Raw genomic sequence first — 11,951 nt, 5'->3', positions numbered from 1 at the left:
CCCACCACCGCGATCGTCGTCGGGGACTGCGCCGGCGCAGGCGAGCCGGCGCCCACCCACACCGACCGCGACCAGCGCATCCGCGTCCAATTCCACTGGCAGCGCGGCGAACGCTCGGCCGGCCGCCAACCCCACCCCAGCGGCAGCGACAACGCCCCCGCTAATGCCACGCGCGGCGCATGGCTGCGCGTCCTCTCGCCGATGGCCGGCGCCGACTGGGGCGGCCACTTCGTCCCACGGCCCGGCCAGGAAGTGCTGGTCGCCTTCCAGCACGGCAACATCGACCGCCCCGTCGTCATCGGCAGCCTCTACAACGGCGAGGGCCACCCGGACGGCGCCGGCAACCGCTGCGCCGGCGGCACCCAGCACGCCACCGCCAACGCACCGGCGTGGTTCGCCGGCCGCTCCGACCCCGCCCACACCCACCGCGCCAGCCTCTCCGGCATCAAGACGCAGGAACTCGCCGCCACCCGCAGCGGCCAGGGCGGCTACAACCAGCTCGTGTTCGACGACACCGCGAATGAATCACGCATCGAACTGTCGACCACCGCCCACGACACCCGCCTGCAGCTGGGTCACCTCAAGCAGCAGAGCGGCAACGCGCGCGAGGCCAGCCGCGGCCACGGCGCCGAACTCGCCACCCGCGCCGCGATCGCCACCCGCGCCGGCCGCGGCCTCCTCGTCAGCGCCGACGCCCGGCCCGACGCCCACGGCCACCACCTCGACAGCCGTGAAGCGATCGAACGCAGCGAAGAAGCCCACGACCTCGTCAAGGGACTCGCCGCGATCGCACACAAGCACCACGCCGGCCTGGGCGCCGACGACACGCCCGAAACACTGCCCGCCGGCGCCTCGCTCGAGCGCGCCCTCGACGTCCTGCGCAGCACCACGGACCGTCAGGGTGCCGAACCCGATGCGGCAAAGGCGGGCAACTTCCTCGCCGCCGGCGGCGGCACCGGCACCGTCGCCGCCTGGTCCGCCCCGCGCGTGCAATACAGCGCCCCCGCCGGCATCGCCCAGCTCACCCCGCAGGACCTGATCGTCGCCGCCGAATTGAACCTTGTCACCGCAAGCCGCGACACCCAGCTCGTCAGCCAGGGTAACCAAAGCATTGCGGTCGCCCGCGGCCTCGCCCTGTTCACGGCCGGCAAGGCGGACACGGGATCGCAGCCGATCACCGAAACCGGAATCCACCTGCATGCCGCCAGCGGCCAGGTCAGCGTGCAAAGCCAGCGCGGCAAACTCACCGCCGCTGCCGACCGGAAGGTGACCGTCGCCAGCACCACCGCCGCGCTATCCGCCAGCGCCCGCAAGCACATCCTCGCCACTGCACAAGGGGCGTATCTCAGGATCGAGGGCGGGAACATCCAGCTGCATGCCCCGGGCGCCGTCAAGCTGAAGGCGAGCAGGAAGAATTTGACTGGGCCGAAGGCGGCGGCGGTGAAATTGCCGCAGTTCCCGGTGTCACGCTTGGGCGCATTTTCTTCGAACGCGGGCGAGTCTTGCACGGCGGTATTTGATACCGGGAGCCTGATTCACAATGACCCTGCGCTGCTGGGTACGCACTTTGAAGTGTGGACGCGTGGCGAAACGCCGGAGCTGATTGCCAGAGGGGCTCTCGATGATCTCAACCGCAGCTTCGTGATCAGTACGGCAAATGCCGAGCCTATTGAACTGCTGGCAGGGGATGGTGAATGGACGGATTTCATCGATAGCGTAGATGACGTTCGCGAGCCGGGAGAACTCGCATGAGCGCTTGGGAAGACTTTCTGGAACGGATGGCGAAGGAGGTCCAGTCCTTCCTGGATGACAGCGCTATTCTTGCCGCGTCTTCCGAGACGCCGTCAGCGGTGCAACCGGGCAAGATCATGGTGTGTTTCGTCAACCGCTACATGAAGGCGCTCGACGGTGTGAAATACAAGATTCGGTTCGACGGCCTGGAACTGGCCGGAACCACCTCCGAAGAAAACTACTGCATCGAGCTCCAGCCGCGAACACTCGGTCCGGTTCGGGTGTCAGTCTGGTCCCGCCAGCGCAAGGACTACAAGGAACTCGACCCGGTGACACCCCTGGCTGCCAAGCCGGTCCTCGCCCGAAAATGCCTGAACACCGTCAAGGTGCTGGGCCGAACAGACACACCGGAAAGACCGCAGACACCACCCCCTCGACCTCAAACGCCGCGGCCTGCGCCGCCATCAGGCCCGTCGCCCGAAACCAACCAGGGTATTCACCCCGTACCATCCGAGCACGACGAGCGAGGCAATCCGCTGTTTCCGGCAGAACGGGCTGTACCTGATCAGATCACGGTCGCTCAGTTGCGCACGATCTTCCCGAAGAACAAGGGCGGCGCCCCAACCGACGCACACTTGCAGGCAGTGGCGGATGAACTCAATGCCGATCTCGTCAAATACAAGCTCGACACAGCCATTCGGCGAGCGCACTTCTTCGGGCAGATCAAGCGCGAGGCCGGCCCGACGCTCTCGGGTGCCGCGGAGAGCCTGGACTACAGCCCGGAAGGGCTAAAGAACACCTTCGGCTATTACACGCGGCACCCGAAGGAAGCGGAAGCTGACGGTCGCGGTGTCATGAAACTGCCAAACGGCACGACACAAAAGAAAGCCGCCGCTCAAGAGACGATTGCCAATAACGTGTATGGGGCGCAGGGAGTCGGACCAACGCTGGGTAACACCGCCCCCACCGACGGTTGGAGCTTCCGTGGTCGGGGAATGAAGCAGCTGACTGGACGTGACAATTACGCCAAATTCACATCCAGACATAAGGCAATCTGGGAAGGTAACTTGGATTTTTGTGAGGAGCCTGATCTAGTTGCCCAGATGCCCTACGCAGTCCGTTCGGCAGTTTCGTTCTGGCTGGACAAGAAGTGTTGGAAAGCAGCCGACGATGGCATCACTGACGCTGCCATTGATGCGGTCACCCAACTCGTCAACGCCGGAGAAATCGCCAAGCACAAAAAAGGCGGTTACAAGACAGACGCAGGAAATCCCGTGCTACTGCGACGCAGCTATGTCAGCCTCGCATATTCTGCATTCACTTGAGGGGAGGATGCGCCCGTGCGTTCCCGGTATTCAGTAGTTGTTCTTCTTGTATTGACGCTCGTTGTAGCCCCCCTGTCCCGAGCGGAAATTGCGCTCGACAAGACGATCGATGTCACCTCGTCAATTCTGCCTATCGAACAATCGATCAAGACCTACGCGGCATCCCGCACCCAAGGGATGTTTAGGCACAACATATGGGTGCAGAACGGCCGCGTGCGAGGTGGAAATTCCGTATTCGGGTGGATGATTTCCGGCAGGAAATATCTGAGCACCATTGCCTGGTACACCTCTAATCTGGATCCTCTATCCGACTGTGATAGCAACTCCCTTGATTGCGACTGGATAGTGGACCGCCACACCACCTGCCAACTTTTCCTGTTCGAATCGGATACTTTAAGTCTTGCCGGTGCTATCCCGCTCTACATTGCGCGCGACCGCCGTCTATTGAAAGGCAAACCCCGATGCCAAGATGTGAAGGCAATGTCCGTGGGACAGGTAGTGCCAGACACGCTGCTGGTCACCTTAGGATATTCCGACAGCGCCGAGCCCGCCGAGGCCCGTAACGATCCGCCCGAGTTCGTCACCACCGTCGCCTTGCACTTCGACCCCACGCCTGGCGCGCTCCGGATCGCACAGCGGGACGATTGCTTGGGCAACCCCAACGGCTACAAGACCATCGCCGCGGCACGTATGCGACTACGTGAATGCGAGGCAGGCACCTCCAGTCGCCAGAAAGCTATGGCGCGTTAAACCCTCGGTCGTCTGAATCACCCACCGTTGAGTATTCGATGGCGCTGAGCACTGTTCTTCCGTGAGCACGCACGGCGGACGCCCGTGGGAAGGGCTATCAAAGCCGGATAATGGCTCCACTGCCGCTGGCGCCTATCAGATTATTCATACCACTTGGAAAAAAGTATTTAACAATGGATTGATCCGATCGCAAGGAGATCGATTTAGTCGGGCAATGCAAGATCGAATCGCTGTAATGAAACTTGAGGATCTCGGAGTCCTACATCTGGTACGGACTGGCAGGATCGACGAAGCGGTTAGCGGATTAACCTCAGAGTTGACCAGCCTTCCTGGTGGCAACGAAAACTCGCACCGTCTTTCCGCCGAAAAAACTCCAAGTAACATGGCGTACTTTATACGCCAATTCTAAAAATATCTGAAAATTTAAATAAATAAGGCATGAAATTCGTCGCGAAACTGCTACTTTATTTTTTCATATCGCTGATCGTACCAGGCATTTCTCTCGGCAAGGACACCACCATCGATCAGAATGAGGTCAAGAACTTTGTGGAGAAAATCTATTCATATGACCCAGACACGTTCAGTCTCGGACGATTTTCAGAGAAAGAGGGGAGCCCGTTTCTGTTAAATCGAACTTCAAAATCCAGGGGGAAGTTCGACCCAACTCGGCACTGTGATTTTCTGCGCACCTTCTTCGAAGAAAGTGCGATAAGTAAACGCAATAATCGCTCTGGAACGACCGAGTGCGACGCGGATTACAGATATCCCAATCTGGATGCAGAGAATCTCTCTTCAGCGACCCGCTATATTTCGATTCCCAAACCGAAAATCAACACTCCAGAGGTGAACGGTTCCTGGGCCAAGGTATCCGTATTGACTGAGGGCGAAGAAATTTCACTTGGCCGCAGTCTCTACTTTATGAGAAAAACCGAAGTCGGATGGCGAATAACCAATGTCATGATTCACACGAAGTGGCCTGACGTGGATGATGGGACGCACAATTGCTATTACAGCTTCGCAAGGAAGCCATCCGCCGAGGAAAGCAAGGAAATCCCGCTGCACTGCAGGCGATGACATTCGGCGTCTGTCAGGATGCTGTGTAACGTATTGAAAGCAGTAGATCCGTCGCCGCTCACGTGAGAGCGCCCGAGCAGCTGTCATTCTGTGCGCGCCGAAGGTCGTCCCGCGATGTCCCGTAAAGGGTTTGCGGAATCATCCGCGCCCCGCGGCGTCAAACTCCGACCAGAACGAAAGGAGTCGCCATGAACTCCCCCATTTCCCCCGACAGAAACGCCGTCTCGACGGCGTTCGAACGCAGCCTGCTCGTGCGGCTTCCCTTCGTGCTGGCGGGCGGTATGCTGGTCGCCGCGCTGGCACCGGCACTTGCCCGCCTGATGGCCTGGGCCGGCATCGGCCCGGATCCCACGGCGAGCATCACCACTGCCGACATCATCGGCATCAGCATCCTGGGGCTGACCTTCAGCAGCGTCACGGTGCTCGCGATCGGCGCGGTGATCGTGCTGATCATGAAGGGGCCGGCCTACTTCGCCGATTCCTATCCGCTGCAGGACGCCGACCTTCCCGATCCGCCCGCGCCGGCGCGCCGCACGCGGCCCCGCCGGCACTGAGGTCCGAGGGCGGCCGCGTCACACGCGGAAGCGGCCGACCATGCCCTGCATCTCCTCCGCGATGCCGCTCAGCGTGCGTGCCGAGGCCGCGGTGCTCGACGTCGCGCTGCTCGACGCCTCGGCGTTCGTCGCGATCTGCTCGACGCGCTGGGCCACGTCGGTGGCCGCCGCGGTCTGTTCCTTGAGGCCGTCGGCGACGCCGGCGACGACCGTCGCGACCTCTTTCGCCTTGTCCTGAATCAGCGCCATCGCCGCACCGGTGTCCCGCGCGTGCCCGACGCTGGTGTTCACGGCATGGACGCCCGAATGGATGCCGTCGACGACCTGGCGCGTGGCCGCAAGGATGGAATCGACGGTGGTGGTGATTTCCGTCGTCGAGTGGGCCGTGCGCTCCGAGAGCTTGCGAACCTCGTCGGCGACCACGGCGAAGCCGCGCCCTTGATCGCCCGCGCGCGCGGCCTCGATCGCCGCGTTGAGGGCGAGGAGGTTGGTCTGGTCGGCAATGTCCTTGATCACCGCCACCAGCAGCGAGATCTTCTGCGACTGCTCGGCGAGCTTCCGGACCTCGTCGGCCGCCTGCTCGACGGTCACGGCCACGCCCTGGATCTCCCCGACGAGCCGCTCGATGTTCGTCCTGCCGGTCTCGGCGAGGCGGTCCGAGTCGCCCGCGAGTCGGCTCGCGTCGGTTGTCGCCTCCGAGATGTGGTTGATCGACACGGTGAGCTGCTCGATGTTCGCGGCGATCGACGTCGACGCCTCGGCCTGCAGCCCGGCACTGCGTTCGAGCTGCTCGACGTTGCCGGCGAGCTCTCGCGACGTATCGGTGATGCGGTCGGCGTTGCGGCGGGTTTCGCCGAGCGCGCTGCGCAGGGACTCCTGCATCTCGCGCATCGACCGGATCAGCTGGCCGAGCTCGTCGCGGCCGCCGCCGGGAATCGCTCCGGTCAGGTCGCCGCCCGCGATGCGCCGCGACGTTTCGGCGACCGACTGGACCCGTTCGATGATGCGGCGGGAGATCAGGTAGGACACCACGGCCGCGATCACGAGGGCGATCGCCGTCGCCGCCAGCGTCCACACATGGGCGTCCTGCGCGTAAGCGGCAATTCGCGCCTTCGACGCGGCCGAGCCGTCGCGGTTGAACTGCACCAGCGCATCGGTCCTGTCGCGCAGCTCGTTCGCGCGCTTTACCCACTCGTCGCGGCGCAGCGTCTGCGCCTCGTCCTCCCGGCCCTCCTTGGCGAGGGCGACGGCCTTCCGCACCGCATCGCGGTAGTTCGCGACCGCGCCACGGATCTCGCCGAGGAGCCGCTGCTCCGCATCGGACATGTCCTGGCGCTCGTAGTCGTCAATCGCCTTGCCGAGCGCGGCATCGAGTTCGGACAGGGATTGCTCGATCTTCGCCTTTTCCTCGGGGCTGCCGGGCAGCATGAACTCGAGGCTGCGCACGCGGTAGCGCAGCCGCTCCTGACTGATGCGGCCGACGAGCTGGACCGAGGGCAGCCAGGTATCGGCAATCTCGTCCGACGTGCGGATGATCTTGTCGAGCTGGTAGAGGCAGAAGGCGATCGCGAGGATCAGCGAACCGCAGGCGACACCCAGGCTGATGAGCAGCTTGGCGCGAAGACTGATGTTGTCGAACCATTCCATGACGTTCGCCCTCGTCTTGTGATTCTTATGGTCTTGCCGTCCATGTAGCCGCGGGGATGGACTGCCACCCGGCATCATGCCGGGCGGCTATTCATCGTAGACCGTGAATCGCGTTGGTGCCGGAAGACGCGTGTGCGGCGCCGACCACGACGCTCAGCCGCGCCGCGTCAGCAGCAGGCCGGCTTCGAGGTGATGGGTGTAGGGGAACTGGTCGAACACCGCCGCAGCGGAAATCTCGTGAGTGTCGGCGAGCGCGGCGACGTTGTCGCGCAGGGTGTTCGGGTTGCAGGAGATGTACAGGATGCGCTCGAAGCCGCGCGCGAGCTTGACGGTCGCGTCGTCGAGGCCGCTGCGCGGCGGATCGACGAACAGCGTCGAGAAGCGGTAGCCGGCGAGGTCGACGTCCTTCATGCGGCGGTATGCGCGCCCGCCGGCGAAGGCGTCGCTGATCTCGTCGCTCGACATGCGCACCATGGTGATGTTGTCGACGCCGTTCGCCTCGATGTTGTAGTGCGCGGCGCGCACCGAGGACTTGCTGACCTCGGTCGCGAGCACGCGCTCGAACAGCGGCGCCAGCGCCATGGTGAAGTTGCCGTTGCCGCAGTAGAGCTCCAGCAGGTCGCCGCCCACGCCCGCAACCTGGCGCCGCGCCCAGCCCAGCATCTGGCGATTCACGCCGCCGTTGGGCTGCGTGAAGCTGCCTTCGATCTGCTGGTAGCGCAGGCGCCGGCCATCCACGTCGAACTCTTCCAGCAGCCAGTCGCGGTCGAGCACGATCTTCTGCTTGCGGCTGCGGCCGATGACCTGCACGCCGAGCTGGTGCGCGAGCGCGCGCGCCGCCGCTTCCCAGGCCGTATCGAGCGCGCGGTGGTAGACCAGGCTCACCATCAGCTCGCCGCTCAGCGTCGCGAGGAAATCGACCTGGAAGATCTTCTTCCGTAGCGCATCATTTGCCCGCAGGGCGTCGCGCAGGCGTGGCATCAGCGCGCAGATCGGTGCCGCGGCGACGGGGAAGTCGTCGAGCAGCACCGGCGTCTTGGGGTCGTCGGCGGCGAACATCGCGTAGTCGACGAGACCGTCGCCGTGATGCCACATGCGGAACTCGGCGCGCAGGCGGTAGTGCAGCGGCTCGGAGGCGAACACCTCCGGCGCGGGCACGCCCAGCGGCGCGAAATCGCCCGCAAAACGGGCGGCCTTGTCGGCGAGCTGGCCGGAATATTCGGCGGGATCGAAGCGGGGCAGTGACATCTCGAGTTGGCGGCGGTGGCGCCCGCGTCGCGCGTGGAACGGGAGCGGCGAACGGGGCAATCTGCGGAGACGCGACTATACGCCGCCCGCGCCCGCGATGCAGCCGCCGCGGCAGCGGACAGTCTTGACGGTCATCAAAGCCCGCCAACGATGACCGAGTAAACTTGTCGGATATTTCCAGAACCCGCATCCCAAGCGGTCACGAGGCTCCCCGACATGGCCAAGAAGTTTCCCCTGCATCCCAAGCACCCCGAACGCATCTGCTGGGGTTGCGACAAGTACTGCCCGGCCGATTCGCTCGCCTGCGGCAACGGTTCCGGCCGCACCCTGCACCCCGCCGAAATGCTCGGCGAAGACTGGTACGAATACGGCGACTGGGGTCTGGACGTGCCGGAAGAGCCGAAGCAGCCTGCAGAACCGGCGAACCGCTGACGCGGCCGAGTCCGGCGGCCGGCTTGGCTTGCCGCACGGTATTCCACCTGCCCGATACGAAGTGCTGCGCTCGTCCTGACGAGTAGCTGCGCGCGTCGATCGTCCCGTGGTACTACACTGCAGCATAGAAGCCGCCCCGACTCGCGCTTGCCGCGCGGGCGTCGCCGCCTGCCGTCGTTACATCTCCACACGCAAGCATCCGCCCACGGACCGGAGGGCCTGATTAATATGGCATCCATGTTCCGCCTCGCCACCCCGTCCGCACACCTGCAGCTGCTGGTCGCGATGCTGCGCAATCCGGGCTCGACCGGCACATTGCTGCCATCATCGCGCACACTCGCGAACGCGCTGGCGAATGCGGCGGAAGGCGCGGACCTCGTCGTCGAGCTCGGCGCGGGCACCGGTCCGGTTACCGACGCGCTGCTGGCGAAGCTCCCCGACGTGCCGCTGATCGCGGTCGAACTGCAGGCCGCCCTCGCGCAGCGCCTGCGCCATCGTTATCCGGCCGCGGACGTGCGCCAGGCGACGGCACGGCACGTGGTCGATTCGCTGTTCGACCACCCGGGGCGGATCGTGCTCGTCTCCAGCCTGCCGTTCCGCTCGCTTCCCGAACACGTCGCGCACGAGACCGCGCACAGCCTGTGCCGCTTTCTCGCGCACAACGCGGAACGCAAGCTCGTGCAGTTCACCTACCACCCGCGTGCGCCCTTCCCTGCGCCACGCCACCTGCGCTGGAAACGCACCGCGGTGGTCTGGCGCAACACGCCGCCGGCGGGGATCTGGGAGCTGCGTCTCGCGCCCTGACCGGCGCGCCGGCCCGTCGCGCGCACCGCGGGATCAGGACCTCATCCCGCAGCGCTCAACCTCGTCCCCTTTCCCGCAACCGCTGCCGCACGCGCTTCCTCGAAGCGGCGGATCTGCGCCAGCGCCTCGTCCAGGTTCATCTCGCCAGCCTCCAGCAGCTTGTCCGCCAGGAATTCGGTCAGCGGCTTGAGCTCCACCAGCAAGGCCTTGGTCTCGCCATACAGGCGTTCGCTCTGCGCTTCCATGATGCTGCGGGTTTCCTCGTCGAGGGCGCGGCTGCCGCCCTGCCCGTCGTTCGTGAGCGCGCCGAAGTTGAGGCGCGTCTTGCGGTACATGCCCATCTCGCCGACGGCGTGATGCAGGAGCTGGGTGACGCGGGTGATGTCGTTGTGCGCGCCGTTGGTCGTGCCGTCCTCGCCGAAGAAGAGCTCCTCGTTGGCCATGCCGCCGAGCAGCACGCGCACGTCGTGCTCGATGTCGCCCTTGGTCTTGAGCAGGTTGGTGCCCTGCTTGTGGAACACGAAGCCCAGCGCGTTGCTGCGCGGGATGGCCTTCAGCGAGATCTTGATCGTCTTCATGTCGGCGAGGATGCGGTCCCAGTCGTCGTTGGTGACCTCGCGCTCGCGCTGCAGGTCGACGAGGAAGTGGCCCCACTCGTGCACGGCGATGATGCGGCGATCGCGCTCGCGTTCGTCGGTGGTGTTGGAATTGACGTTGCCGACCAGCACGCGCTCGGCGGCCTGCATCAGCGTGTCGGCGCCGATCATCTCGCCCGCCTGCACCGCGGTGATGCCGGCCTGGTTGACGATCGTCTCGAGGTCGGCGGGGCTGCGTCCTTCGGTGACGCCGACGAGGTGGCTCAGATCGAGGCCGGGCAGCACCTTGTCGGCGCGCTGCGCGAGGTAATGCTCGATGATCGCGAGCCGCTCCTCGCGGTTGGGAAGACGGAAATCCACCTTCATCTGGAAGCGGCGCAGCATCGCCTCGTCCATCTGCATCGTCTGGCTGTTGAAGTTGCTCGCGACGATCCAGATGATCTCGGCCTCGTCCTTGCTGCGCACGCCGTCGAGCACGGCGAGCAGGGTGTTGGCGGTATCGTCGTCGAACTTGCGCCGTCCACCGCGCTTCATGAAGAGATCCTGCGCCTCGTCGAGGAACACGATGCAGCGTTTGCGCCGCTTCGCCATCGACACGATGCGATTGAGGGTGTTCGCGCCGCCCGCGACGAAGCCGGTCTCCAGGTTCGCCGCCGAGTGGAACAGGATGGGCAGCTTGAGTTCCTTTGCGAGGTAGCTCGCGAGCTTGGTCTTGCCGGTGCCCGCAGGGCCGCTGAACATCACGTTGAACGGCTTGCGGATGCCGTATTCGGCGTACAGCGCGCGCCGCTCGTACTGGTCCTTGATCTGTGCGACCTCGGCCTTGATGTCGTCCATGCCGACCAGTTCGTCGATGGTGCCGCTCACCTGCCCGGGCTCGATGAACTTCAGCGACTTGAACTGACCGCGCAGCTGCAGGAACAGGAAAGCCAGCAGGCCCAGCATCAGCGCGCCCGACAGCACGCCGCTGGCCGCGGAGCGCCAGCCGTCGTCGGCCGAACGCGGGCGCCCGTTGGCGAAGCGCTGGTCGAGACGCTCGAACACCTTGAGCGCCCCCTCGCCGAGTTCGGCGCGGGGAATGAAGGCGAGCCGCGCGGACCACGGCGCGGAGACGGCTCTGTCGGCGAAGATCTTCGTCTCCAGGTCGCTCGGATAGTAGGCGTGCTGCTGCCCCTGCGACTGCACGAGGATGATGCGCTCCGACAGGTTCCACATCAGCGGCTCGTAGATCACCGTAACACGCTCGACGGGGTTCGCGTCGAGGAAGCCGAGCACCGAGCCGCTGCCGAGCACCACCGGCACGCTCTCGTCGAAGGTCCACACCCCCGCCCCGCCGGCGACCGCCATCGCCTTGACCTCGTCGGCCAGCACGGCGCGCTTCTGCACCAGCATCAGGGAATAGATGCCGGAGAGCGGGATCAGCAGCGCGATCGCCACGACCAGGAACTTGATCAGCGAGGACTGGATCGCGAACCAGTCCTGCAGCCGGCCGGCGGATTTCCTCAGCCTGTGCCAGGGGCTGGTCGGCCCGGCAGGGCGGGAATTCGACTCATCAGACATGGCGGTCCTCCGCTACGGTCGCAGGGTTGCGGCACGGAATCGCCGATCGGCGCGGCTGCACCCGTAATAGCCGCCCGTACAGCGCTGCTCGCCCCGACGCGGTCTCTGTCCGGCGTCGAGGAGATCCAGCATAGCGAGGCGTCGCGCCGGTCTGGCGTGAAGTATTGAACGCAGGCCCGACGATCACCGCCGCGACACGCGTCAGCGCACGCCGGGCGGCGGCGGAGGGG

General features: G+C 64.8%; 11 protein-coding genes. 8 read left to right on the top strand and 3 right to left on the bottom strand.

All coding sequences use genetic code 11. The features are described 5' to 3' along the window. The 6 genes from GPA27_RS26445 to GPA27_RS26425 all read left to right on the top strand — a co-directional run. Positions 1 to 1,752, top strand: a 1,752-nt coding sequence (locus tag GPA27_RS26445) for a type VI secretion system tip protein VgrG (RefSeq protein ID WP_246261507.1), incomplete at its 5' end; no start/stop codon positions are given. Further along, positions 1,749 to 3,056: a glycoside hydrolase family 19 protein gene (locus GPA27_RS26440; RefSeq protein WP_169143413.1), complete on the top strand. Its 1,308-nt coding sequence runs from the start codon at positions 1,749 to 1,751 to the stop codon at positions 3,054 to 3,056. The genes GPA27_RS26445 and GPA27_RS26440, both read left to right, overlap by 4 nt. Positions 3,057 to 3,071: 15 nt before the next feature. Continuing rightward, complete coding sequence (locus GPA27_RS26435; protein ID WP_169143412.1) at positions 3,072 to 3,806, top strand: hypothetical protein; 735 nt, start codon at positions 3,072 to 3,074, stop codon at positions 3,804 to 3,806. A gap of 61 nt (positions 3,807 to 3,867) precedes the next feature. Beyond that, a complete protein-coding gene (locus GPA27_RS29640) occupies positions 3,868 to 4,215 on the top strand; it encodes a hypothetical protein (RefSeq protein ID WP_505606753.1) in 348 nt (115 codons plus the stop codon). Positions 4,216 to 4,244: 29 nt separating this feature from the next. Then, positions 4,245 to 4,880: a hypothetical protein gene (locus tag GPA27_RS26430; protein WP_169143411.1), complete on the top strand. Its 636-nt coding sequence runs from the start codon at positions 4,245 to 4,247 to the stop codon at positions 4,878 to 4,880. Positions 4,881 to 5,068: 188 nt separating this feature from the next. Then, entirely contained in the window at positions 5,069 to 5,434 is a 366-nt protein-coding gene (locus GPA27_RS26425) for a hypothetical protein (protein WP_169143410.1), read from the top strand. 18 nt (positions 5,435 to 5,452) lie between these two features. Here the strand turns inward: GPA27_RS26425 and GPA27_RS26420 are convergent, their stop codons facing one another. Continuing rightward, positions 5,453 to 7,081: a methyl-accepting chemotaxis protein gene (locus GPA27_RS26420; protein WP_169143409.1), complete on the bottom strand. Its 1,629-nt coding sequence runs from the start codon at positions 7,079 to 7,081 to the stop codon at positions 5,453 to 5,455. A 153-nt stretch (positions 7,082 to 7,234) separates the two neighbouring features. After that, positions 7,235 to 8,329, bottom strand: a complete 1,095-nt coding sequence (trmA, locus tag GPA27_RS26415) for a tRNA (uridine(54)-C5)-methyltransferase TrmA (protein WP_169143408.1) — start codon at positions 8,327 to 8,329, stop codon at positions 7,235 to 7,237. Positions 8,330 to 8,545: 216 nt separating this feature from the next. Here trmA and GPA27_RS26410 point away from each other — a divergent pair, with 216 nt between their 5' ends. Continuing rightward, positions 8,546 to 8,761 (top strand): DUF3079 domain-containing protein, encoded by a 216-nt coding sequence (locus GPA27_RS26410; RefSeq protein ID WP_169143407.1) that lies wholly within the window; start codon positions 8,546 to 8,548, stop codon positions 8,759 to 8,761. Positions 8,762 to 8,989: 228 nt separating this feature from the next. Next, on the top strand, positions 8,990 to 9,565 hold the full coding sequence (locus GPA27_RS26405) for a class I SAM-dependent methyltransferase (protein ID WP_169143406.1): 576 nt from the start codon (positions 8,990 to 8,992) through the stop codon (positions 9,563 to 9,565). Positions 9,566 to 9,606: 41 nt separating this feature from the next. On the opposite strand, the gene GPA27_RS26400 is transcribed toward GPA27_RS26405, so the two are convergent. After that, complete coding sequence (locus tag GPA27_RS26400) at positions 9,607 to 11,721, bottom strand: AAA family ATPase (RefSeq protein WP_169143405.1); 2,115 nt, start codon at positions 11,719 to 11,721, stop codon at positions 9,607 to 9,609. Positions 11,722 to 11,951: the final 230 nt, after the last annotated feature.

The organism is Aromatoleum toluolicum, from assembly GCF_012911005.2.
In the GTDB taxonomy this organism is placed as follows: Bacteria; Pseudomonadota; Gammaproteobacteria; order Burkholderiales; family Rhodocyclaceae; genus Aromatoleum; species Aromatoleum toluolicum.
This window is presented reverse-complemented; position numbering and strand designations above follow the sequence as displayed.